Source organism: Sporosarcina sp. FSL K6-6792, assembly GCF_038004885.1.
Taxonomy (GTDB): domain Bacteria; phylum Bacillota; class Bacilli; order Bacillales_A; family Planococcaceae; genus Sporosarcina; species Sporosarcina psychrophila.
The window spans coordinates 1717419-1743418 of record NZ_JBBOSA010000001.1 but is presented as its reverse complement, the minus strand read 5'-3'; the positions used below and the strand labels follow the sequence as shown (position 1 = coordinate 1743418).

General features: G+C 40.0%; 20 protein-coding genes. 13 read left to right on the top strand and 7 right to left on the bottom strand.

All coding sequences use genetic code 11. The features are described from left to right. Positions 1-34: 34 nt before the first annotated feature. The 7 genes from MKZ26_RS08330 (at position 35) to MKZ26_RS08300 (ending at position 9939) form a co-directional block, all read left to right on the top strand. The gene (locus MKZ26_RS08330) at positions 35-1099 is read left to right on the top strand and encodes a phosphotransferase family protein (protein ID WP_445683411.1); all 1065 of its coding nucleotides are present in this window, start codon (positions 35-37) and stop codon (positions 1097-1099) included. Continuing rightward, complete coding sequence (locus MKZ26_RS08325) at positions 1096-1857, top strand: 2-phosphosulfolactate phosphatase (protein ID WP_340765694.1); 762 nt, start codon at positions 1096-1098, stop codon at positions 1855-1857. Before MKZ26_RS08330 ends, MKZ26_RS08325 begins: the two co-directional genes overlap by 4 nt. Continuing rightward, positions 1847-3619, top strand: a complete 1773-nt coding sequence (locus MKZ26_RS08320) for an acyl-CoA dehydrogenase family protein (protein WP_435531902.1) — start codon at positions 1847-1849, stop codon at positions 3617-3619. The genes MKZ26_RS08325 and MKZ26_RS08320 overlap by 11 nt, the downstream gene beginning before the upstream one ends. Before the next feature lie 15 nt (positions 3620-3634). After that, positions 3635-4609 carry a quinone oxidoreductase family protein gene (locus tag MKZ26_RS08315; RefSeq protein WP_067206840.1) on the top strand — a complete coding sequence of 325 codons (975 nt, stop codon included), beginning with the start codon at positions 3635-3637 and terminating at the stop codon, positions 4607-4609. Positions 4610-4990: 381 nt separating this feature from the next. Then, positions 4991-5833 carry a glucose PTS transporter transcription antiterminator GlcT gene (gene glcT / locus MKZ26_RS08310; protein ID WP_340765691.1) on the top strand — a complete coding sequence of 281 codons (843 nt, stop codon included), beginning with the start codon at positions 4991-4993 and terminating at the stop codon, positions 5831-5833. 379 nt (positions 5834-6212) lie between these two features. Then, positions 6213-8252 (top strand): glucose-specific PTS transporter subunit IIBC, encoded by a 2040-nt coding sequence (gene ptsG / locus MKZ26_RS08305; RefSeq protein ID WP_340765689.1) that lies wholly within the window; start codon positions 6213-6215, stop codon positions 8250-8252. A gap of 250 nt (positions 8253-8502) precedes the next feature. Further along, complete coding sequence (locus MKZ26_RS08300) at positions 8503-9939, top strand: DEAD/DEAH box helicase (protein WP_340765686.1); 1437 nt, start codon at positions 8503-8505, stop codon at positions 9937-9939. A gap of 64 nt (positions 9940-10003) precedes the next feature. On the opposite strand, the gene MKZ26_RS08295 is transcribed toward MKZ26_RS08300, so the two are convergent. From MKZ26_RS08295 to MKZ26_RS08280, 4 genes are all read right to left on the bottom strand, one after another. After that, the gene (locus MKZ26_RS08295) at positions 10004-10783 is read right to left on the bottom strand and encodes a phosphatidylserine decarboxylase (RefSeq protein WP_187047016.1); all 780 of its coding nucleotides are present in this window, start codon (positions 10781-10783) and stop codon (positions 10004-10006) included. Positions 10784-10808: 25 nt separating this feature from the next. Beyond that, entirely contained in the window at positions 10809-11342 is a 534-nt protein-coding gene (gene pssA, locus MKZ26_RS08290; RefSeq protein WP_340765683.1) for a CDP-diacylglycerol--serine O-phosphatidyltransferase, read from the bottom strand. Positions 11343-11962: 620 nt separating this feature from the next. Next, on the bottom strand, positions 11963-12394 hold the full coding sequence (locus MKZ26_RS08285) for a YusW family protein (RefSeq protein ID WP_340765681.1): 432 nt from the start codon (positions 12392-12394) through the stop codon (positions 11963-11965). Between the two features lie 269 nt (positions 12395-12663). After that, entirely contained in the window at positions 12664-13569 is a 906-nt protein-coding gene (locus MKZ26_RS08280) for an AEC family transporter (protein ID WP_340765679.1), read from the bottom strand. Between the two features lie 155 nt (positions 13570-13724). Here MKZ26_RS08280 and MKZ26_RS08275 point away from each other — a divergent pair, with 155 nt between their 5' ends. The 5 genes from MKZ26_RS08275 (at position 13725) to MKZ26_RS08255 (ending at position 19738) form a co-directional block, all read left to right on the top strand. After that, on the top strand, positions 13725-14507 hold the full coding sequence (locus MKZ26_RS08275) for an ABC transporter ATP-binding protein (RefSeq protein ID WP_340765676.1): 783 nt from the start codon (positions 13725-13727) through the stop codon (positions 14505-14507). Positions 14508-14612: 105 nt separating this feature from the next. Continuing rightward, the gene (locus tag MKZ26_RS08270; protein ID WP_340765675.1) at positions 14613-15164 is read left to right on the top strand and encodes a DUF420 domain-containing protein; all 552 of its coding nucleotides are present in this window, start codon (positions 14613-14615) and stop codon (positions 15162-15164) included. A gap of 354 nt (positions 15165-15518) precedes the next feature. Continuing rightward, positions 15519-17525: a penicillin-binding transpeptidase domain-containing protein gene (locus tag MKZ26_RS08265; RefSeq protein ID WP_340765673.1), complete on the top strand. Its 2007-nt coding sequence runs from the start codon at positions 15519-15521 to the stop codon at positions 17523-17525. A gap of 458 nt (positions 17526-17983) precedes the next feature. After that, positions 17984-18370 carry a MerR family transcriptional regulator gene (locus MKZ26_RS08260; RefSeq protein WP_340767628.1) on the top strand — a complete coding sequence of 129 codons (387 nt, stop codon included), beginning with the start codon at positions 17984-17986 and terminating at the stop codon, positions 18368-18370. A 69-nt stretch (positions 18371-18439) separates the two neighbouring features. Beyond that, the gene (locus MKZ26_RS08255) at positions 18440-19738 is read left to right on the top strand and encodes a hemolysin family protein (RefSeq protein WP_340765671.1); all 1299 of its coding nucleotides are present in this window, start codon (positions 18440-18442) and stop codon (positions 19736-19738) included. Between the two features lie 68 nt (positions 19739-19806). Here MKZ26_RS08255 and MKZ26_RS08250 read toward each other — a convergent pair whose 3' ends face one another. Together MKZ26_RS08250 and MKZ26_RS08245 are read right to left on the bottom strand one after the other, a co-directional pair. After that, entirely contained in the window at positions 19807-20523 is a 717-nt protein-coding gene (locus tag MKZ26_RS08250; protein WP_340765670.1) for a 3-ketoacyl-ACP reductase, read from the bottom strand. Between the two features lie 859 nt (positions 20524-21382). Continuing rightward, the gene (locus MKZ26_RS08245) at positions 21383-22093 is read right to left on the bottom strand and encodes a polysaccharide deacetylase family protein (RefSeq protein ID WP_340767627.1); all 711 of its coding nucleotides are present in this window, start codon (positions 22091-22093) and stop codon (positions 21383-21385) included. A 1114-nt stretch (positions 22094-23207) separates the two neighbouring features. Between MKZ26_RS08245 and nhaC the strand changes: the two genes are divergently transcribed. Beyond that, entirely contained in the window at positions 23208-24662 is a 1455-nt protein-coding gene (gene nhaC / locus MKZ26_RS08240; RefSeq protein ID WP_067206876.1) for a Na+/H+ antiporter NhaC, read from the top strand. Between the two features lie 78 nt (positions 24663-24740). Here the strand turns inward: nhaC and MKZ26_RS08235 are convergent, their stop codons facing one another. Further along, on the bottom strand, positions 24741-25991 hold the full coding sequence (locus tag MKZ26_RS08235; protein ID WP_340765668.1) for an HTH domain-containing protein: 1251 nt from the start codon (positions 25989-25991) through the stop codon (positions 24741-24743). Positions 25992-26000 lie beyond the last annotated feature (9 nt).

Sequence of the window (26000 nt, the reverse complement as noted above, 5' to 3'; positions counted from 1 at the left end):
TGAATTAATTCCAAAAGAATAGGGAGTGAGTAGGTTGATATCAACAACTAACGATACGATACCTGTCCGAAAAGGAGAAGGATTGGACGAAGAAGTCCTCTTGCGATTCCTTCGGGAGAATTGTGCCGATTTACCAGAAGGTGAACTTGAAGTTCGGCAGTTTGGAACGGGCCATTCTAATTTAACCTATGAAATCGAAATAGGGACTTGGCAAGCGGTACTTCGACGTCCGCCACTCGGTCCAGTTGCTGCGAAAGCGCATGATATGGAACGAGAATTCAATGTATTAGCTGCACTTCATCCTGTTTATCCAACTGCACCGAAACCGCTCGTCTTTTGTAATGATTCAACTATCATAGGTAGCCCATTTTTTGTTATGGAAAGACGGAACGGAATTGTTCTCGATACAGAGTTTCCAAGTGGTACGAATTCTCCTGAAGAATTAGGAAGAAAAGTATCTGAAATCATGGTCGATAAACTTGTGGAGTTACATGCGATTGACTACAAAAAAACAGCACTTGTTGAGATGGTCAAGCCGGATGGGTTCTTGGAAAGGCAAGTGAATGGCTGGATCGGACGCTATGAAAAAGCGAAGACATCTGCTATTGAGGAAGTTGCAGTGCTTACTACTTGGCTGCAAAATAATATTCCTGAATCAGCTGAACCAACGATTATTCACTATGATTATAAATTAAATAATGCGATGTTTTCACCAGATTATTCTGTGATGACAGGATTGTTTGACTGGGAAATGACGACTGTTGGAGACCCACTTGCAGATGTAGGGGCGGCACTAAGTTATTGGATGCAGGCAGATGATCCGGATCAGTTACTGCATGGACTTGGCAAACCGCCGATTACGATTCAGAAAGGATTTTTCACACGCGAAGATTTTATTGCGCGTTATGCAGAGAAAAGTGGGCGGGATATGACGAATATTAATTATTATAGTACCTTTGCGTACTTTAAACTCGCTGTCATTTGTCAGCAAATTTATTACCGCTATAAAAATGGACAAACGACAGATGCTCGCTTCTCTCATATGGATAAATTTGTAGAGATACTTGTCAAGCAAGCGATGGTCGGAACGACAAAATGATGACAGTAACTCGACCAAAGCTTCATGTCATTCTTCAAAAAGAAGCGATCATGCCAGAGTTGATTAATAAAGAAAAAGTGGCAGTCGTGTTTGATATTTTACTTGCGACAACGACCATTGCCACACTTCTTCATCATGGAGCAAAGGAAGTTATCCCTGTAATAGACGGGGAGGAAGCCTTGAAAGTAGCGAGAAGTTTTGAGAAATCAGCGACAATTATAGCTGGAGAATCTGAAGGACTAACAATTGAAGGTTTTGTGGATCCGCTTCCCACGATACTTAAACATGTCGCAAAGGGAAAAACTATCATCCTTTCAACAACGAATGGCACCGTCGCTATTCGTCATGTCGAGAACGCAAAAAAGGTATTCGCCGCCTCATTGATAAATGGGCACGCTGTTGCCCGAAAAATAGCACTAGAGCACGTGGACGATTCAATTATTTTAATTTGCGCTGGAACTATGAAGCAGTTTTCCCTAGAGGACTTTTACGGGGCAGGCTATTTCATAGATGAATTACTTCGACAAAATGAGTCGTGGGAACTGACGGATTCTGCGAAAGCAGCTCTGTATTTATATAGAGGGAATAAAGAGAACGCCGCTTCGATACTCAAAACATCTTTAACAGGCCAGATGCTTATGCAAGTGGATTTGGAGGAAGATATTCTCTATTCCGCTACTAGAGGAATAGTTGAGGTTATACCCGAATTTGTGGACGGGAAAATGAGTGTGAAAGGGGATAAAACGATTGACTACTGATCAACTAATTTATCGTGGTACGTCATTTTTATACAGTGCGTCGCAGCCAGAAGCTATTTTCACCCCGGAAGATTTTACGGCTGAACACCATATGATTGCCGATACGGCGAAGAAATTCATTGAAAAAGAAGTGCGGCCTCACAATGAACAAATTGAGGGCGGGGACTTTACGCTTGTCAGGTCACTTCTTAGAAAAGCAGGAGAATTGGGTTTGCTTGCCCATAGTATTCCCGAGAAATACGGTGGACTTGGCCTCGATAAAATCACGAAAGGGCTTGTAGGGGAAATTATCGGAGCTGCAGGTGGTTATAGCGTTGCACATTCTAATCACACATGTATTGCAACGTTACCGATTACGTATTTCGGATCGCAGTGGCAAAAAGAAAGGTATTTGCCGAAGCTTGCATCTGGTGAATTTATCGGCGCCTATTGCCTTACAGAGCCTTCTGCCGGGTCGGATGCCTTAGCTGCATCTACTACAGCGCTATTAAATGAAGAGGGAACGCATTATTTGTTGAACGGAACGAAGATGTTCATTACAAATGCTTCGTTTTCCGATACCTTCATTGTCTATGCAAAAGTCGATGGTACCAAGTTTACGGCATTCATCGTTGAAAAAGATTTTCCGGGCTTATCACTTGGGCCGGAAGAACAGAAGATGGGCATCAAGGGTTCGTCCACGACAGCCGTATTTTTCGACAACTGTGAAGTGCCTGTCCAGAACTTATTGGGTGAAATCGGCAAAGGACATCATATTGCATTGAATGTGCTAAATCTGGGCCGCTTCAATCTTGGTTCTGCCTGCACAGGAGCAGCGAAATACACCTTCAAGTTAGCGATTGATTATACAAATGAACGTCAACAATTTGGCAAGAGGATTGCATCCTTTACTGCCACCGAAGAAAAAGTGGCAGATATGGCAATACGCATTTACGCAGCAGAGTCTCTTCAATACCGAACTGCTTCCTATCTTGAAGATGCACTTGGTGAAGTGGACGGGTCAAGTGACATGAAGCTTATTGCAGACAGAATGAGGGAGTATGCGGTTGAAGCCGCTATCTGCAAAGTATACGGTTCTGAAACGTTGGATTATGTTGCGGATGAATCACTTCAACTTCATGGCGGTTATGGATTTATAAAAGAGTATAAGGTTGAACAAGTGTATCGTGATTCGCGTATTAACCGAATTTTCGAAGGCACAAATGAAATTAACCGATTGCTCATTCCGATGGCTCTGTTGCAACAGGTGGGGAAAGGATTAGTCCCGTTACCAGGGCTTGTCGGGCAGGCCGTTGCGCAACTAAAGCAATCAATTGAGTTAGAGGATGAAATTCTAGCCCGTGAAAAAGAAGCAATCCGTTCAATCCGCAATGTATTTTTACTGTCCATAGGTCTTGCTTATGAAGCTTTTGCAGCTCGTATTGCGGATGAGCAAGAAACGATACTAAAATTGGCTGACATCGCAATTGCACTATACGCAGCTGAATCTGCTGTACTGCGAACTGAGAAATCAATTGCAAAAAAAGGTGAAGAAAAATCTACTCTTAAAGTGCAACTGACAGAAGCTTTGATTGACGATACGCTTTTCGAAGTTGAGATGATTGCTCGCAAATTGATTGCAGGTGTTACAACTGGAGAGAAGCGCAAGACAGCACTTGCTGATGTGACAAATCGATTTAGTAATCTAGCGAGTAAAGGCACAATCCAAACGAAAAGAGCCATTGCTAAAGCATTTAATGAATCACGGCAGTATATATCTTAAAGGGGGATTTTGAAGATGAAAGCAATTCGATTTGAACAGTATGGAGGTCCGAACGTGTTGGAACTAGTCGATATCGATAAACCAACAATTGGCGATCAAGAAGTGCTGGTTGAAGTGAAGGCGATTGGTGTGAATTATGCGGATATCGCGCGTCGTGAAGGGAAATACGTTGTGCCGACTCCGCTGCCGTTTATGCCTGGTGCTGAAGTTGCAGGCGTTATTACTGAAGTAGGGAAAGACGTTAAACGTTATAAATCTGGTATGCGCGTCGTGTCTTTAATTGAATCGGCGGGTTATGCGGAGTATGTGAATCTTCATGAGATGGCACTTGCCCCTATTCCTGACGGCGTTGATTTTGTTGAGGCAGTCGCGCTACCCCTGCAAGGGCAAACGGCATACCATATTTTAAAGACAATGGGACGGCTTGAAAAAGGAGAAACAGTTCTCGTTCATGCAGCAGCAGGTGGGGTCGGTGCAATTGCAGTTCAACTTGCGAAAATCTTTGGAGCAGGCAAGATTATTGCTACTGCAAGCAGTGATGAAAAATTGGTGCATGCAAAAGAAATGGGTGCCGATCATGTTGTTAACTATACAGAAGAAGGTTGGGAATTAAAGGTCCGTGAACTAACCAATGGTAAAGGCGTGGATCTAGCACTTGAAATGGTCGGTGGCGATATTTTCCGCAAGACGTTGAAATGCCTTGCACCATTCGGACGTGTGGTTGTATTTGGTGCGGCAAGCGGTGAATCCTCACCACTGCTGGCTGGAGAATTGATGCGCCGCAATCAATCTGTCATTGGATTTTTCCTGCCACAAATTATGAATAATTATGATATGTATCAAGCTAGTTTCAAGGAATTGCTTGGGTTTATTGAGAGCGGCGATTTAGCATTGACGATTGGCGGCACGTACAGACTGGAAGAAGCGGCGGATGTACATCGATTGATGCAGGGGAGAAAAACGATGGGGAAACTTGTTTTGATTCCTTAATAATAGTGGTAATTAGAGAGTTGAGATAAAGATGCCCCTCAACTCCGCTGCGGCGCTCGGGGATGCCTTCGGCCATCAGTCTTATGGCTTCGGCTACCCCTTCTAAGGCGGATTCGCTTAGTTTTTACATGTAGTCATATGTTCAATAAATAGGTAGTTGAGAGATTGATAAAGATTTCCTACTCGTGGTGTTTCTATATGTAAAGAATATGTATTAAAACTTATTTGCATGAGTGACGTAAGGCGGTCATAATACGCTTCGTGCCGGTCATAAACAGCCCAATGGCGGACATAAGTACATTCATGGTGAGCATAACAGGCACCTATTCAATTGAGATTAGTGCTAGAATAGAGTCAAGAAAAGATAATGGGGATAGATGGATGAAAACGTACCTGATCAAGAAAGCGTTGAATAATAATGTGCTTATTGCTACTGATGTGAATGGAAATGAAGTCGTTTTAATTGGTCGGGGCATTGGCTTTGGTAAAAAGTCTGGAGAGTCGATTATTCGAGAGGAAGTTGAGAAATTATTTGTATTGAATGATCCTGAAGAGCAGGAGCAGTACAAACAGCTTATTTCCACTCTTGATGAAAAGACATTAAAAGTGCTTATTTCAGCAGTCGAAATTATTCGGGAACGGGCTGGCATGCCGCTAAATGAACATATCCACATAGCGCTGACAGACCATTTATTCTTTGCGGTTAATCGGATGAGACGGGGAATGGTAATTCGGAATCCTTTTTTACTGGAGACAAAGGCACTTTATCCTGATGAGTATAAAATTGCTGCTGAAGTGACAGCGATGGTTAATGAACAGCTATCTGTCGGGCTCCCAGAAGGTGAAATTGGTTTCATTGCCTTACATATTCACAGTGCCCTTGTAAATAAAAATGTGCGTGATTTAACGAGACATTCAGATTTAATTGTTCGACTTGTCACAATGATTGAAGAGCAATTGGACATAATTATTGATAAAACTAGCATTGACTATATTCGTTTAATCCGCCATCTTCGTTTTGCAATTGAGCGGGTGGTGCGTGGAGACAAGATTGCTGAGCCGGAAAAAATCACAGGGTTGTTAAAAAATGAGTATCCAATTTGTTACAATCTAGCTTGGAAGCTGATTAAAGTAATGCAACAGACCTTACAAAAAGAGATCTATGAAGCTGAAGCGGTTTACTTAACACTACATCTCCAACGGATTCAAGCAAAAATGGAATAAAGATCGTAATCTGTTGCAGGTCAAATAAATCTATTTGCAAGGTTCTAATAACTATGATAGGGTTAATATATAAAGTCATTGGGTAATACAATTGGCGTCAGACATAATTTATAAAAATATTATCTTCGTACGTGTTACTGATACGATCAGGCATGAGTGAAAAGATGATTGATGATAGTTTTGGAGGAAACTCTTAGGCTTATTTCAATTTACTTTTTTCTCATGTCTTTTTTGTGTGTATATATGTTGAACATATGAATAGCTATTAAACTAAGTGAAGGCATCCCCAAGCGCCGTAGCGAATTCAATGGAATTCTTTATGTCAACCTATATAGTTGAAAAAACCCGATGACTTATTAAAAATTTAGGAGGTTATACAGTGTTTAAAAAAACTTTTGGTGTTTTACAAAAAGTTGGACAAGCATTAATGCTTCCAGTAGCCCTACTTCCAGCAGCAGGTTTATTGCTTGGGATAGGTAATGCTGCCCAGCAAGAAACAATGCTTAACTATCTGCCATTTTTATCAGCAGATTGGATCCAGTTGACAGCAACAGTAATGGAAGATGCGGGGGGAATTATTTTTGGTAACTTACCGCTTATCTTTGCAATTGGTGTCGCAATTGGGTTAGCAAAAGACGGTGCTGCAGCACTTGCGGCACTTGTTGGTTACCTTGTATTGAATCAAGTAATGAGTTCATGGCTCGGGATTACACCGGACATGCTTGCTGATAATCCAGCCTATGCACTTGTTTTCGGAATTCCAACGTTACAAACCGGAGTTTTCGGCGGGATTATTGTAGGTTTGATAGCAGCGTTTTGTTACAACAAGTTTCATGATATTGAAATGCCTTCCTTCCTTGGCTTCTTTGCAGGGAAAAGGTTCGTTCCAATTGCTACAGCTGGTGCGGCTTTCGTAGCTGGATTACTATTGATTGTTATTTGGCCAACAGTTCAAGCTGGAATGAATAGTGCATCACTTTGGTTACTCGATGAAGGTACATATATCGCCGTATTCTTCTTTGGATTTATCAAACGTTTGCTAATACCGTTTGGATTGCACCATATTTTCCATGCACCATTCTGGTATGAATTTGGTACATATACGACGGCGGCTGGTTCAGTTGTTCGTGGTGATATGACAATCTTCTTTGCACAATTAAAAGATGGTGTACAACTTACAGCTGGTAACTTCATGGGTGGAGAATTCCCAATTATGATGTTTGGTTTGCCGGCAGCAGCGCTCGCGATGTATCATGCAGCGCGACCAGAAAAGAAAAAATTAGTTGCAGGACTATTAGCATCAGGTGCATTAACATCATTCTTAACGGGGATAACTGAACCACTTGAATTTTCGTTTTTATTCCTGTCGCCTATACTTTTCTTACTCCATGCTGTTTTAGATGGTTTATCATTTGTATTGATGACATTTTTGGAAGTTCATATCGGTTACACCTTCTCAGGTGGAGCTATTGACTTCTTCCTCTTCGGTATTTTACCGGGCAAAGAGTCATGGTGGATTGCCGTATTACTCGGCCTTGTTTTTGCAGTGATCTATTACTTCTTGTTCCGCTTTATGATTAGTAAGTTTAATCTAATGACGCCGGGACGTGAAGCAGATGATGAAGATACAGAAGAAGCGAAAACGGGTCCAAAGGGCAACACTGATCTTGCTTACAATATTCTTGAAGCAATGGGTGGTCAAAAGAATATCAGCCAGTTAGATGCTTGTATTACAAGGCTTCGTGTATCTGTTATCGATGTTCAAGCCGTTAACAAAAAAGACTTGAAAAAGTTAGGTGCGGCGGGCGTACTTGAAGTTGGTAATAATATTCAAGCAATATTCGGCCCACGTTCTGAAATTATTAAAGGCCAAATTCAAGATGTAATCAGTGGAAAACGACCTCGTACTGAGGTGATTGAACAACCTGTCCAAACTGTAAGTAAAGTTACAACGAATCAAACGACAGATGTATTTATTTCACCGATACAAGGCGAGATTAAGCCACTTTCAGAAGTACCTGATGCTGTGTTTGCCGAAAAAATGATGGGCGACGGTTTTGCGATTGTGCCATCTGAAGGTATTGTTGTTTCACCAGTAGATGGGACAATCGTTACTTTCTTCCCGACAAAACATGCATTAGGAATTCAAGCTGATTCAGGAAGAGAAATTTTAATTCATGTTGGAATTGATACGGTCAAATTAGATGGTAAAGGTTTCGAAGCTTTAGTTGCACAAGGTGATCAAGTTAAAAAAGGACAACCTTTGTTGAGATTCGATGTTGATTATATTAAGGAGCATGCGACTTCAATCATTACTCCGATTATCTTCACTAATCTATTTGAGGGTGAATCAGTCGTTATTAATAAGTCAGGTACTGTTGAATTAGAAGAAGACAACATTGTGACGATTGAAAAGTAAGAAAAGCGGAAGGCGCCTTCTAGAACCGAGCGTCTGAAGCTAGACACTATTCTAAGTCGGAAAACTTATACTTTCTTACCTGTAAATACTGAGTGTCAGGCCCCTTTAGAGAGAAATCAGCCATGTATAAAATGGCTGATTTCTTTCTTTTTTGTATTTCACCCTTATAATTAGTGTCAGAAGACTTCCTTAACTGACGAATGGCCCCTGTTTGTGAGATAATACACTTAGAATGAGAGGCTGATTAACAATGACATTTCAAGATTACAACTTAAGCAAGGAGATTACACGGGCGCTAGACGGGCTTGGGTATTCTTCACCTACAGAAGTGCAGGAGAAAGTAATTCCTGCGGCACTTACTAAAAACGATTTAGTTGTCAAATCACAGACGGGTAGCGGGAAGACGGCGGCTTTTGGAATTCCTATCTGTGAAATGGTTGACTGGGACGAGAACAAACCACAGGCGCTAATTTTAACACCGACGCGTGAACTCGCAGATCAGGTCAAAGAAGACATTACAAACATTGGCCGTTTTAAGCGTATTAAAGCTGCCGCTGTTTACGGGAAATCACCATATGCCTATCAAAAAGAAGAACTGAAGCAAAAATGTCACGTAGTTGTCGGGACTCCAGGGCGTGTATTCGATCATATTGAGCGAGGTTCACTTGTGCTTGATCGAATTGAATATCTAGTGCTAGATGAAGCTGATGAAATGCTGAATATGGGTTTTATTGACCAAGTCGAATCGATTATTAATAAATTACAGAAAAACAGAACGACTATGCTTTTCTCAGCAACACTTCCAGAAAAGATAGGCAAACTAAGCAGTAAATATATGAAGAACCCGAAAAATATTGAGATAGCTTCTACTGTTACATTGACAGATCAAATTGACCACTCACTCATTATCGTAAGGGACCCACAGAAATTTGACCTGCTGCGTGATGTGACTGTTGTTGAAAATCCAGATAGCTGCATCATTTTTTGCCGGACAAAAGATCAAGTGGATAGTGTTACTGAACAGCTTGAAAAACTCCACTATACTTGCGACAAACTACATGGTGGCATGATGCAGGAAGACCGTTTCTCTGTCATGGATGAATTCAAGCGCGGCGAATTCCGTTACCTAGTTGCCACAGATGTTGCTGCACGCGGTATTGATATCGACAGCATTACGCATGTAATTAACTATGATCTCCCTGTGGAAACTGAAAGCTATGTGCATAGAGTAGGGAGAACTGGACGGGCTGGTAAGAGAGGGAAAGCGATTTCTTTCGTTACGCCTAATGAAAATCACTTCCTTGATGAGATTGAAGCGTACATTGGATTTGAAATTCAACAACGCAATGCTCCATCCAAACAGGCAGTTGTAGTAGCAATGGGCGCATTTACAGAGAAAATAGAAAGCCTTCCTGAATTGAAAAAGAATAAAAATGAACTAGTAAATAAAGATATTATGAAGCTCTATTTTAACGGTGGTAAAAAGAAAAAGCTTCGCGCGGTTGACTTTGTCGGTACAATTACAAATATTCCTGGCGTATCTGCAGAAGACATCGGAATCATTAAAATCCAGGACACTGTGACCTATATTGATATACTGAATGGCAAAGGTAAGCTGGTGTTGAATGAAATGAAAACGACAACTGTTAAAGGGAAGTTATTGAAAGTGCATAAAGCGAATAAATAAATCTCGATATAAAAAAGCAATCCTTGATCAGTATATTCACTGAACAAGGATTGCTTTTTATATACTACTGAGTCCATTTACCAACTGCTTGTCCCACTTGCACTTCACTGTTCAACTCAATAGTCGGAATGAAGTCCGGATTATTTTCTATAAACAGAATAACTGTAGATCCAAAACTGAAATAACCAAAATCATTTCCTTTAATGCATTCTTTTGATGAATTGTGAAGCTGTATGCTATTCACATTTAAAGCTCCAACTTTTATTATGGCCACTTTTCCGAAATCTGTCATTACTTCTGAAATGAGGCGATGATTCGTGGAGAAGGGGCTCTGTCCAAGACGTAATCCTAAACTATTCACTGGATAAGAAACACCGCCAAGAGCGTAGCGTGAAACCAAACTTCCTGTAACAGGATAGTGGAAGTGATGATAATGGCTAGGTGACAGGTAAAAGATATAATACGTGCCATCTTTATAAGCAGCTGCTTTTTCAGAGGTACCCATAATTTCGTTTATCTTATACTGATGGCCTTTTATCAGAAAAGATTGGTCGGTAGCTATTTTCCCAACTCCACTTGCAACACCATCCACTGGTGAAGTGAGGGCATTGGGCGAAGGATCCACTTGACGAATACCTTCTTTTAGCTGGCGTGTGAAGAGGGCTTGTAGACTTTTATAGTGTGAGATTGGGTGTTCCATTTCGTCATTATTAATGCGATAAGCATTGCTGAATGGCTGGATGAACGGCCGGCTAAATCGTGAACTTGTAAATGATTTTAAGAGAGCAGAAGAAACTGGATTCCCCGTGAGCTCAACAAAAGATTTAAAGAGTGCTTTTTTCATTTAATTTATCCTCCGAATGATTCATTTACACTTTCGCAATACGAATGTTGCTAATCATCAATACTGACATAATCAACATCAATATAACGAAAAATAATGGACCCACATATGGAACAAGGAAAAAGCTTAGTGTCATGACAACCCCAGCTACCGTAATAGGAACACCATAAAATGCACCATCAAATTCAGATGCATTGTAACGAGCGAGACGAACTGCACCGGATAAGACATAAAAAACGGTAGCAATGATTCCAAGCCAAGGCGTCGAATAAAGTGTTGTTTCGTAAATCAATAATGCGGGTGCTAATCCGAATGAAACTAAATCACATAATGAATCAAGTTCTTTACCAAAAAGCGATTCTGCATTATAATGTCTCGCGACCATTCCATCGAAACGATCAAATAATGCGGCAAGGAAGATGAAAAGTAAACTCATATGACCTAAGCCTTTTATAATAAGAATAATAGCAATAACGCCGAAACATAAGTTCATCAATGTAATTGCATTTGCTAACTGCGCTTTCACTTTGGATTGTTCAACATAATCAGGTGAAATCATAAAACACCTCCTAATAGTGTACATACGATTTTAGACTAATTAATAGCCATGATTTCAATTACCCGAAAATACAATGATACCATGATTTCTATGGTGAAAACTGTGAAATTAAAGACGAATTAAAATAAAGTATGTAACCGGTAATCTTATATTATACTTGAATAATGAATGCTGTGCAATTTAAAGTATGAATGTCAGCCGCTTTGCTCTCTTTCAATCTCTTGGACCTCCCGTTACTTATAATAAACCGTTATTGCAGTAGGGGTTTCTTACTACATGAACAAAAGCGTTCAAACAAGCTAAGTGGTGGCGCTACTCCTATATGATTAGCCATAGGAATAACTTCAGTGGACAATAGCTTATTCAGAGATAAGCAGTGGGGGAACTGACCATCTACTATCCCCTACACTTTAAAAAATCATAGCTGCTTTGTCTAATGTAAGCCGAAATCAAGATCTTTGATTTCCACATAAAATGTTTTGGCAAAAACCTCGATGCATCATGAATGTCTCGATGATTCTTTTTAAAAGAAGTGTAAACGCGCAAAAAGTTGAGATAGTGATTGCAACAAAAAAGCCCCAATCAATTGCTGATAGGGGCGTTACTGTTATTCAGAGGGACTATTTCGACATCATTAATTTTTTTATATCGTGGCCTTTAAACTTCACTGTCAATTTTAACGTTGTATAATCAATCACTTCGAATGCCTCTGATGCTTGCTTGATGATATCTTCATCATCCATGTCTGGTTCAAGCGAGAGTTCCTCGAAGATTGTATTAAGCTTTTCCATGGCTTTATTGCCATGCAAGTAGAGGTCTTCTAGTTGATTTTCGTATGTTGCCTCTGTTTTATCACGTTTTTCATCATAATTGGCGGTGACTGCTTGTTTGATTTCTTTTGTATCAATTGCTACATCAAAAGCCGTGAAGCCGTATGTCTCACCAAGTGGCTCTTTGGGTGAATCGGATTCTGTTACTAGGTTCTTATTGCTACAACCGACAATCAGTATTAGTGTAGAAATCATCGCGATTCGTAAAATTAAACGCATCATATTCAACTCGGTCATCCTTTCCGGCCATATCTAAAGTAGACTACTGTCAATCTAACCTTAGTAGGGGAGAGTTATACGGATGGAGACTATAAAGTTAATCTTCAATCAGAGGGGGTGTTCTTCATCCCCCACTGATTGTTAGTTTAACCATTCGGGCTTTTACGGGCAGTTGATCCCCCACTTATTCTTCTTATGTCCTTGAATACTTGAAGTGGGGGTCTTACTGCCCGTTAATGCGGGATAAATCTGTTTCCAATCACGTGTCAGTATTAAACACCTAAGAAGAACAGTATGACCGGAATAGTGATAATGCTGATTAGTGTCGTGAAAAATGTTGTAAACGATACAAGATCAGGTTCTGTCCCAAACTGTAATGCAAGCATCGTTGTATTTGCCGCTGCCGGCATGGATGCTTGTACAATAACGACCGCTTTTAGAAGGTCATTGACGGGCATGAAATACAAAATTCCGACTGCGATCAACGGAGAGGCTACCATTCTGATAATACTGACGGCAGAAACATAGCGGTAAGCGACTCTTTTTCGCGAAATGGCCGCAAGCTGCATACCGAGTACGAGCATCACAGTCGGAATAGATGCATCAGCAATGAGGCTAACGGCTTCCATGACTGCGGTTGGAATGGGCACTGAAACTAGCTGGAGTCCTATTCCTAAAAAGGCGGCATACATGAGGGGCATACGAATCACCCGCTGTGCGGACTGGCGTAATGTAGATTTTTCTTCCCCACCCATCGCTGCAAAGAAGATGCCGACAGTATTCATTAGTAACGATTGAAATACCATCATAATAACGGCATAGTCAAATCCGACTGCTCCGAATGCAAACAGAACTACCGGAGCTCCGTAGTTCCCGCTATTCATAAATACCCCGCCAAGAATCATTGCTGATAGTTCTGACCGTGTTGCCTTCATACTAATTGCCGTAATCCATACAACAATTAGCAGGATAGTTGTCAGGAGTAAACTAAATAACACAATATAGAAATAGTCCATCGTCAATTCATTTGTGTAAAACGTTCGGAATGCTAAAAAGGGAGACATTAAATAAAGGGCCGCTGTTGAAATTGATTTAATATCAAAGCCTATAAATTTTTGTCCTATGTAGCCAATTGAGAAGATGATAAATACTGGTAAAATAATTAATAGTAAATTCATTAGGGTTCAGCTCCAACGTTTTGACCTGCTACTAGCATAGCAGAATCTGGACTAGTCAACTATAATGATAGACAAACAAAGTAATGTAGCGAAGTCCAGTGAATTTACATTACCTACACGGTGCTTTTTGCCGTGAAAAAAGGGAGGTTTTTAGTGTGAATGAAATTGTTTCATTCAAGGAAGTATCATTCAGTAAGGGGGACAAGGTAATCTTGCAGGCCATTAATTGGTCCGTCCACCAAAATGAGCATTGGGGAATACTTGGTTTGAATGGTTCAGGGAAAACTTCCCTACTAACTATCATGTCGGGATTCCATTTCCCTTCAACTGGGGAAGTTAGCGTACTGGGCAATCTGTTTGGGAAGACCAATTTGCCGGAACTCCGTAAAAAAATAGGTTTTGTCAGTAGTTCATTGGAGCGCTTTGCCGAGTATTTCAATAACGAAAAGATTGAAAGAGTCGTAGTAAGCGGACAGTTTGCTAGTTTCGGTATTTATGAGCAAGTGAAAAAAGAAGAATGGGAGAAAGCGGATTCTTTACTCGAGAGTCTGCAGTTGACGTATTTGAAAGGAAAGCCCTATCGGCTACTCTCAGAAGGGGAAAAAAGAAAAGTCATCATCGCCCGTGCGTTAATGAGTGAGCCTAAAATACTTGTGTTGGACGAACCATGCTCCGGATTGGATATTCTTTCGCGTGAGCGGTTCCTCCAATCACTGGATGGAATTATGAAGGATGAATGTCATATCGTTTATGTAACCCACCATATCGAAGAGCTTGTCCAAGGGATATCACATGTTCTCCTTCTGAAGGATGGAAAAGTCATCGCCGCAGGACCCAAAGAACAAGTAGTTAGCGATGAGTTGCTAAGTGACACATTTGGAATTCCCGTCCATGTGCATTGGAAGGAAAGTAGGCCATGGTTGGAAATAAGGAGCTAGTATTCGTTCACAAAAAAGTACTCTTTGATAAGGCATTGATTTACTTCTTGCTATACAATTATAGGATAGCGTTTCATCTAATTAGTAATGGAGTGAATGATTTTTATGATGAAGAATGAAAAATCTACAAAAACGTTTAAAAAACGTAATTATAAACCATGGATTATTGCACTTTCTGTTATACTCATCGGTGCAATTGGCGTCTTGTCTGGAATGCGAGGAGTTAAAGATTTTGATGCATTCGATCTAACAATCCTGCCTTTGATGAATGCAATTTTCAACAGTTTTACATTTGTATTCCTAGTGTGTGCTCTTATCGCTATTCTTAAAAGGAATATCACTGTTCATCGCCGTTTTATCTATGCGGCCTTTGTTACAACATTTCTCTTCTTAATTACGTATGTCTCTTACCATTATCTAGCACCATCCACGCCCTACGGCGGAGAAGGCTTTATGGCCGGATTCTATTACTTCATTCTAATCACACATATTATTCTTGCAGCAGCTATCGTCCCGCTTGCACTGACGAGTGTAGCACGCGCATGGAATATGGAGAATGAGCGTCATAAGAAAATTGCGCGATGGACAATGCCGATTTGGTTATACGTTAGCTTTACAGGTGTTTTGGTGTATATACTTATTTCACCTTATTATTAAGTGAGTTGCTGGAATTAGTAAAAATGTATGGACAAACACACTTAAATTAACATCATAGTAGCACATGAATTAGCACTGCCTTTTGGTGGTGTTTTTTTATGTGGAAATTTAGTCAGTGGAATTGAAATACAGGAGAGTGTATTTTAAAGGTCTTTTATTTTGAATTAATGGAACCTTCTGTATAATTAAACGTACTGATAGTAGAGCGTTCTTTTTATGATGAAGGATGCCTTTGATAAAAAGGAGGGTTTTGAGTAATGCCTTAAGAAATGCCTTGAAACTAAGGGAAGTAATTAAATCCAATTATTCACAAATGGCTTTTCAGTGTAAATACAAATGAAAGAGGTCATACATATGAAAAAATGGAGATACATCGGTATTTTTCTTATCGTTATTGCTATTCTCGCAGCATGTTCAAAGAAGGAGACGCCCGAAGATAGGCTTTCGGCTTATATCAAATTATGGAACGATGCTGAGTTTACAAAAATGTATGATGAATATATAAGTGAAGCTTCAAAAGATGCTTTTGGTTCAAGTGAATATATTGACCGAACGACGAAACTTTATAAAGATTTAACTATCACTGATGTAAAAGTTGTTTTTACTAAGACGGATGAAGATAAGAACTATAAACCTGAGGATCAACCGGAGTTTCCTGTACATATAACAATGGAAACCGTTGCAGGACCAGTGGAGTTCGAGAAAAAAGTAATTATGACATATAGTAAATCAAGTGAAGATGAAAATTGGTTTGTCGAATGGGATCCATCTTTCATTCTCCCAGATTTAACGAAGGCAGATAAAGTAGGCATTTCTACTATTTCTTCAAAGCGCGGTGAAATCTTTGATCGGAATGCACTGCCTTTGGCTATAAACGGAAAAGGCTACGAAGCAGGAATCGTACCAGAAAAGTTCAATGAAGAAAGAGATGCAGAAAAACTCGCAACAATACTTAGCGTAACGCCGGAATTTATTAACAAACAACTCACTCAAAGTTGGGTCAAGCCAGATCAATTTGTTCCTATTAAAAAAGTGGCATCAACCCAAGATATGATTATAGAAAAAATGATCGAAGTGCCAGGGGTTACCTATACACAAGTAGAAATGCGAGAATATCCATATGGCGAGTCACTCTCACATCTTACGGGCTATATCAGTCGTATTAATGCTGACGAGTTAGAGAAAGTCAAAGCTCAGGGGTATGGAGAAAACGATTCTATCGGTAAACGTGGACTGGAACAGCTACTTGAAGAACAGCTCCGTGGTCAGGACGGGATTCGAATATATATTGAGAAAACGAAACAAGAAGCAGAGAGAATTACGATAGCTGAGAAAACTGCGGCAGATGGTAATTCAGTCACATTAACAATTGATGCGGAACTTCAGCAGAGGACATTTAATGCGATGAATGGTGAGGTAGGAACGGCGGCAGCAGTGGATCCCAAAACGGGAGAAATGCTTGTGTTGACAAGTTCACCAGCTTTCGATCCAAATGAATTTATGATTGGCGTGGGTTCATCACGCTACCAAGAACTGACTGATGATCCTTTACAACCACTATTAAATCGATTCGCAGCGACATATGCTCCGGGGTCGGCAATAAAACCGATTACAGCGGCAATTGGATTAGAGGCAGGAACGATTGATCCTAGTAAAGGGTATACAATTGAAGGGAAGAGGTGGAAAAAAGATGAATCATGGGGCAATTTTGGTGTCACAAGAGTTTATACTCCACCGAATCCAATCGACTTAAAAAAAGCACTTGCTTACTCGGATAATATCTATTTTGCAAAGGAAGCACTCGAAATGGGGAAAGATACCTTAACTGAAGGTCTAAAAAGATTCGGTTTTGGAGCAGATATTCCCTTTAGTTATCCACTCCGAACTTCTCAAATATCGAATGACGGAACAATCGGGACAGAAGCACAACTTGTGGATACCTCTTATGGACAAGGTCAAATGTTAATGAACATCGCGCACTTAGCTTCGAGTTATGCTCCAATCTTAAATGACGGAAAGATGTTCAAGATGGTTTTATTCGAAGATGAACCAAAAGGTGAAGTATGGGTAGAGGGGCTAATTTCAGCTGACAACGCTGCAATCCTTCGGGCAGACTTACGTGAAGTTGTGGTAAATGGTTCTGCTAAAGATGCAAATATCCCTGCTGTTAAACTTTCTGGGAAGACAGGCACTACAGAATTAAAGTCATCACAGGAAAAAGGCGGCAAGGAAAATGGATTCTTCGTCGGGTATCAAACAGATGAAACATCTTATATTTTGGCTATGATGATTGAAAGTATAGAAGATAAAGGTGGAAGCAGCTATGTAGTAAAAAAGGTTGCACAAGTCATGGGGAACTAATAGCTTGTGCAAGCATGGTTTGGGTGTCTAGTTCACTGAAAAAACGCAAGTACAGCGAATGATGCTTTTCATAGTATATATGTTGAACGAATGATTCTATATAATCTCCAGCGAAGGCATCTACTGGGGTAGCCGAAGCAATAAGGCTGACAGTGATTTATTGTGGGAGGCATCCCCTAGCGCTAAGCGTTGTTGGTAGGATTCTTTAATTTAACCTATATAGTTGGAAAATTCCTTATTTTATCGATTAAAATGATGACTTGCTCGATTTCTAGATTGTCAGGTGATGTAGCTTGATTTTAACCAATCATGTTTTAACTATTATATTAGGAGCGCGATTTGGTACATTTCTATGAACAATTTTTTGAAAGTGTAGAAAAAAGTTAGTTCAATATTTGTTTGTTGTTTCATGAAAATGGTAAAATAAAAGTATCACGTGATAGTTTGGAGGCGAGTCTATTGGGAAGGATAAACTAAGAATTGGGGAATTAGCCGACATTGCAGGAGTATCTAAACGGACAATCGATTATTATACAAACTTGAATCTTTTAAAACCATCACGTTCCGATACTGGCTATCGTCTTTTTGACCTTTCTGATGTTGTGCAGTTAGATAAGATTTCACATTTAAAGGAAAAAGGTTTCTCACTTGAAGAAATTAATGAGAAGCTGGCTTTTCCGGATACTAGTGAGCTGGTGCTGGAGAAAGCACTTTTAGTAAAAAGTAATCTTCAGGAACTTTTGGTTTTATTAAAAAGAGCTGAACGGGAAAACTCTTCAATTAAGGAGAGCATCACCCATGATACTCTGCCAGTAATACAAGCTTTATTACAATTACTTGTCTAATTTTACACGCGAAAGTAGTAAACAATCATTTCAGGAGGTGGAGGCTTTGCTTAATGTAAGGTTGACATAGTGGAAATATTAAATTTAGTATTAGTCGCAGTACTAATTGCTTTAACAGCTTTCTTTGTAGCAACAGAATTTGCATTAGTGAAAGTTAGAAGTACAAAAATTGATCAGCTAGTTGCGGAAGGACGAAAAGGTGCGATATCTGCAAAGCACGTCACCACTCATTTGGACGAGTACCTCTCTGCCTGCCAATTAGGAATTACAATTACTGCTTTAGGGCTTGGTTGGCTCGGTGAACCAACAGTCGAGACAATGCTACATCCACTGTTCGAAAAATTCGATGTAGATCCATCTGTTTCCCAGATACTTTCCTTTGTAATCGCCTTTGTCTTCATCACTTTCCTACACGTTGTAGTGGGGGAACTTGCTCCGAAGACAATAGCAATCCAAAAAGCAGAAGCATTGACATTGCTTTTTTCTAAACCAATAATGTGGTTCTATAAATTAATGTTTCCCTTTATCTTTGTGTTGAATGGATCAGCTCGTTTGCTTATAGGTCTATTCGGCTTTAAATCAGCATCGGAACACGAAGTTGCTCATACTGAAGAAGAGTTACGGCTCATTTTGTCAGACAGTTTTAAAAGCGGAGAAATTAATCAGTCCGAACTGAACTATGTTAACAAAATGTTCGAATTTGACAACCGAATTGCAAAAGAGATTATGGTGCCACGGACTGAAATGGTAACGTTCTCCTCGGATGTTTCTTTCGATGAAGTAGCATATACAATCCAAGAGGAAAGATATACACGTTATCCCATTTACGAGGGGGATATAGATAATATCATAGGCTTTATCAACAGTAAGGATTTGCTATACTTTACTCTCGGAGATCGCTCGGCCTTAGAGTCATTCTCCATTAAAGACTTGTTGCATCCGATACCGGTGGTAATCGAAACATTGCCCATTGATGAAGTTCTAAAAAGAATGCAAAACGAACGGTCCCAATTATCGCTTGTAATCGATGAATATGGCGGTACGGCTGGAATGGTAACAATCGAAGACATCCTTGAAGAAATTGTCGGGGATATACACGATGAATTTGATGCAGATGAGATCGCGGAAATCACAAGAATTGCAGAAGACCATTATATCGTCAGCGGTAAAGTATTGATAGAAGAAATCAATGATTTACTTGGAACATCATTGGAAAATGAAACTGTGGATATGATTGGCGGATGGTGCTTGTCGCAGAATTACGAACTTGAAGAAGACGAAGTGATTGAGAAAGACGGCTTCCTTTTTATAATCAAAGAACTAGACGGGCATCAAATACGCTATATAGAAATCCGGAAAAACGAATAGACTATTCATTCAAAACAAAAGGACCTAAAAAGGTCCTTTTGTTTTGAAAAAATTTAGTTGAAGTTCTCTTAAGGGTTAGTTGACCATAAACCAGCAGATTTAACTAGGATCCGCGGGTGCAGTTTCAATTGTGCAACCATTACTTCAGCAAGATCTTCAGGCTGCATCACTTTATCCGGGTTGCCGTCTGTCAAGTTTTCACTGAAAGCCAAATCTGTAGCGACTGTGCTCGGTGTCAATGCGCTGACACGGATATTATGTTTTCTCACTTCAAGCATAAGCGATTCCGTAAGTCCGAGAACACCGAATTTTGATGCACTGTATGCGCTTGTAACTGGTGCTCCTTTTTGACCGGCAGTTGAGGAAATATTAATGATGTCGCCTGATTCTCTTTCAATCATTTCTGGTAGAACAGCTCGTGTGACGTAATAGACGCCCATCAAGTTAACATCGATTATATTTTTGAATTCTTCTGGTGAAAGTTCAAGGAACTTGCCGAATTTACCGATGCCTGCATTGTTAATGAGGATATCGATGGGACCAAGCTCTGATTTGATATGTTCGACTGCAGCAATGACTGATTCATTATCCGACACATCGGCAGTTGCCATCGTCACTTCGACACCGTATTCGCTAAGTTCTTTTGCTACTTTCTCAAGGTTTTCGGCTGTTTTTCCGATAAGTCCTACATTGATGCCTTCTTGAGCAAAAGCAATGGCTGTCGCGCGGCCGATACCTCTGCCTGCACCAGTAATTATAGCGTTTTTACCTTTTATGATTTGCATACATAACACTCCCTCTATGAAAGTTTCTACATAGAGCAGTATAACAAATGCAGCGCGAATTAGTGTCCGCGGCGATTATAAGAAACGTTTTGGAGGAACTGAGGTGTGAAAAAAAGTGGCATCATTAGCAGATGCCAACCGCAAATAGTTACCTACAAACGGTTTTTATCCAAGTTTATACTGCTTTCACAACAAAAATGATTGATATATATGTTGAACAAATGAATACGGCGTATGCGCTTTACAAGGGCTTTTGGGCGGCCACTGAAAAAGTCCCGATACTTAGCACAATTAGAATTCCTGCCAATACCGCTTCGACGCTTTGTGGATGCCTCCCGCGATAAGCCAGAAAGAAGACCAGGGAGGGATTGAACTGCATCCCTCCTTCAGTCTTATCGCTCCGGCTACCACGAAGTCGCGCCTTCGCTGGATGGTCTATTTGAGATAGCGCATTTCATAAGCTGTGATAAAATCCGTAACCTAGATTGTGGATTTCTTGACTATAATTATATATGTTGAATCCGGTATATATACTGAGCGAAGGCGCCTTAACGGGGGAGCCAACCGAACAACGAAGAGTTCGGTTTGTATAATTTCTGCGTTCTTTGCAGAAATTATACAGTTAATGCCAAGAGGTTATTCCAGATAGGTTAAAGAATACCTCATCTGGCTTAGGGCGAGAGGCATCCCCAAAGCGCCAAGCGATCTACAACCCACAACCCGAATAACAGCTCTTGCATTATTGAGCGCCAAAGTAAATTCAGTGGGATTCTTTAATTCAGTATAAATAGCTCTTTTATACTTCCAATGGGAAATTTGAACTCATCATTATGGGCTCATTAGATAGATCCATGGCTCTTCATTTCAATAAATCATCTTTTTGATTTGATACTTGACTACCATTCCTATTCCAAAGTTCAGATATCGTGACAAATTCATATCCCTGCTTCTTAAGTGCAGGTAGAATTTCTTCGAGTGCTTGCACGGTTTGGGAGCGATCACCGCCCGCATCGTGAAATAAAACGACATCACCTGGTTTAGCCCCTGATAATACGGTTGTTACAATTTTATTTACCCCTGGTCTTTGCCAATCCTTTGTATCTTGATGCCATGACCACATAACCACCTTAAACCCATTCTCTACAGCAATATTAATAACACGATCATTATAACTTCCACCTACGGGCCGATATAACGTTGGATAAGTACCGGTAATGTCATAAATGACCTCATTCGTTTTTATTAATTCATTTTCTAGTACTTCTGCAGTTTTTGAATAGGGGTGGGTATACGTATGATTAGCTATTTCATGGCCTTCATCTTCTTCTCTAAGGATAATAGCTGGAAATTTTTTAGCGTGCTCTCCAATAACGAAAAAAGTTGCCTTCGCATCGTATTTAGCAAGTACATTTAAGATTTGTGGTGTATAAGTAGGGTGTGGACCATCGTCAAATGTAAGAGCAATGACTTTCTCTGTTGTTTTGATATCCCACAGCACATACCCTTTATCCTCGTAATAAGGCCTATCTTTCTCTGTTGCAAAAGAAACATAAGCAATTGAAAAAAACATAACACTAATAATACCTATTTTTAATCCCCAATGCTTCACGCATTATCCCTCCTTGCCTTGCTATTTTGGCAGAGGATTTTTTCTGTTTATGTCCTCGCAAATAGTATTTGTCAAAGACGAAGGATTATACGGTTATTGTTTTGTACTTTATCACGTTTGTTGATTAACCACTGTTTCACATAAGGTGCCAATAAGAAAAGCATCCAAGTCTACATTTGCACTTGATCATTTTCGACTCGCTTTGGCTGAAATGTTCATAAAACCTTTACCGCGTACTACAATGGCGACCAAAAGACATTACTAAATATGTTGAATTAAAGAATCCCTTCGAATCTGCTGTGATGCTCAATAATGAGAGAGTTGTAATTCGGGGTGTGGATTGTAGAACGCTTGGCGCTTTGTGTATGACTTTGCCGCGCCTGCGCTAGGTTATTCATAAACGAGAGAAATGTGATTTTGAGATGTATATGGTGAGATTGTAAGATGATTACTAGTTAATACTACTTATAGTCAAGAAAGACTTACTCCAACTTGCAGATTTCATCACAGATAACGAAATGCGCTTTCTCAAATAGACCATCCAGCGAAGGCGCGACTTCGTGGTAGCCGGAGCGATAAGACTGAAAGGGGTCTCCTTTCTGGCTTATCGCGGGAGGCATCCACAAAGCGTCGAAGTGGTATTAGTGGGAATCCTAAACCATTCCAAGTACTAATGCTTTTTCAGTGGCCTCCCAAAAGCCCTTGTAAAGCGTATACGCCGTATTCATTTGTTCAACATATATAAACATAATAATGTTCTTCCAATAATACTAACGGCTCTGATTATCAATAATCGAAAGATGATGTCGAACTTAATTGTCCTCACAAAATGAAGGGATTCTCATATAGGTTTAAAATAGAAAATGAAAACATCTTATTGCCTATTATATTTAATAGGCGGAACGAGCTATTTTTTAATGGAGGTAGCTTTAAAATAGTTATGTTTATTTGAAACCGCTTACAAAAAATGCTGAAATACAGTTGACTTTGCTTCAAACAGCCCTTAATATATCTATTAACGACTATTAAGCGACAGTTAATAATTTTGAAAATACTTCAATCTGGGGGAATATAGATGGATCAACAAAATGAGAGAAAAATCGGTTTTTGGATGGCGTTACTTCCTTTAGTCGTAATGATTGTTGTCATGATATTTACGGTTGTTAAATTAGAACAAGGTCCCCATATTCCATTGATAATTGGAACATCGACTGCAGCTATTGTAGCTTGGCGAGCTGGATTTACTTGGAAGGAAATTGAGGAAATGATGTATAAAGGTATTCGATTGGCTCTTCCGGCTGTCGTTATCATTATTTTGGTAGGGCTGACAATTGGAGCGTGGATGGGCGGCGGAATTGTTGCAACGATGATTTACTATGGTTTGCAAATCATTACACCAGCTTGGTTTCTCGTGACAATTTGTCTTATTTGTTCAATTGTATCTTTGGCAATTGGTAGCTCATGGTCGACAATGGGAACAATCGGCGTAGCGGGAATGGGAATCGGTTTAAGTATGGGGATTCCAGCAGGTATGATTGCAGGAGCAATAATATCAGGAGCCTACTTTGGGGATAAAATGTCACCGCTTTCAGATACTACGAATTTAGCAGCAGGGTTAACAGGGACGGATTTGTTTGATCATATCAAGCATATGTTTTACACGACGATTCCTGGCTTAGCGATTGCTCTTGGCGTCTATGCCTTTTTAGGAAATCGTTTTGCAGCAAACAATATTGAAGTAGAAGAAATTGCGCAAACAGCACAAGTGTTAAAAGAAAGCTTTGTCATTTCACCGTGGTTGATGCTTGTACCATTGGCCGTTGTTGTACTTGTTGCTGTAAAAGTACCTGCTATACCTGCTCTTGTAATAGGAATTGTGCTTGGATTCCTATCACAAATTTTTGTACAGGGCGGTACGCTTATTGCAGGCATTGAGGCTTTGCAAAGCGGATTCACAATTGCCACAGGGAATGTAATGGTAGATGCTTTGTTTAACGGTGGCGGATTGGATTCGATGATGTTTACGGTATCTATGACTATTGTCGCCATGACATTTGGCGGGATTCTAGAGTTTTCGGGCATGCTTATGTCATTAATGAATCAACTGCTTAAAGTTGTTAAATCTTCCGCGTCGTTAATTATCTCGACAATCGGAGCTTGTTTCTTAACAAACGCATCTTGTTCAGAGCAATATATCTCTATCGTCGTTCCATCACGGATGTTCAGTAAAGCGTATCAGAATATGGGCTTGCATTCGAAAAACTTATCACGTGCACTTGAAGACGGTGGAACGCTGACTTCGGTTTTCATCCCATGGAATACATGCGGTGTATTCATTTTTGGAACATTGGGAGTAAGTGTTGTACAATACGGTCCATATGCCATATTGAATTTAGTTGTTCCTTTGATATCCATTATTTATGCATTAACAGGCTTTTCGATTGTGAAGTTGACTGAACAAGAAAAGGAAAAACTTGCAGTAGATGAATTAAAAAAAGAAAAAGTAAACGAAGAGGTAAATTTGGCTTAAAAACAAAAGCGCAAGCGCTGGAGTCTAGACGAGAAAGAATGGAAAGTTCACATCTATCAAGTGAACTTTCCATTCTTTTTAAAAATAAGGGTGAAAGTTAAATTCATATAAAGCGCGAGGTCTTCCTTGTCGGTAGGTCATTTCTTCACCAATGATCGTCGCATACTTATAGTCGACGAGTTTTTTTAATGTACGTTCTGCGGTTCTTCGTGAGACATCTAAATATAATGCCAAATCATTTGCAGTAAATTGTTTCGTTTGACGCATCAGACTATATTGCATCAATTTAGAGATATTTGCTGGACTGAGCTTGGTTTTTTCGGCCATCTCCACAAGGGCAGGTTCAGTGATTTTCATCTCAACGGTTACTTCCGATTGTGGAAACGGACCATGCAATCTTTTGTTTGTATCTAACATATAAAAACAATGACCATCACTTAGTTGTATAAGATTGAGTGCGAAATTCGCGTTTTCAGTTGCATCAATGATTGATTCGCCACAGCCGAATGCCATTTTCGCTTTGGTAGCAAGTGATTGGAACGTAGAAAGAAATTCCTTGTTTTTTATAGCGGATTCGATGTTTCCCATTGAAGTGTACAGGGTGAAATCACCGTCATGTACACTCCAACGAGCCTGCATAATGGATGCTATTTTCGCAATGGATGTCTCTACGTTTGGTAGCGAAGAAATTGATTTTACAATTCCGACTGCAATCTGTGCGGAGTTACTTTTTTGTAACAATGCTTGCTGTTTTGCCTGTTCAATACTCCGGAGAATCGTACTTTCAGGGTCAATCATCTTACATGCAGGAATGTTTTGCTGCTGTAGCTGTTCAAAAACAGCATGGACACTTGTAATCGCCATATCTGTTTTACCTTGTAAAGAAAGAGTTTGATGATAGGACGTTATGGTAGTGATTTTTTCATCATCTTTTAGCAAGTGAACAAAAGGCAACTCCACACCTCGACCTAAATCATTGAGTACGTGTTCAATATAGGATTGCTCACGCACGTCGATGGATACGCGACTCAATTCCTGCTGGTTCTGTGTAGATAAATGAAGCAATGTAATGGCCAATGCTGTTTCATCTTGTTGCAGGTAAACGGCTGGGATCGGTAGGTTTTCAAGTAGCTTTTTGGAATAAAAGTAAGGCAGGGAACCTGAAAACAAAAGGGCATCACACGGTTTAAGTGTCTGCAGTAAACTCGGTGCCTCACTGGGTTCAGCGTAGCGATACCAGTTAAGTTCAATATCTTTTCGATTGTTGACAAGTTGTTCTGTACGTTGGCAAAAATCAGTTGACCCGATAACTGCGATTTTAATCTTCACGATGAACCC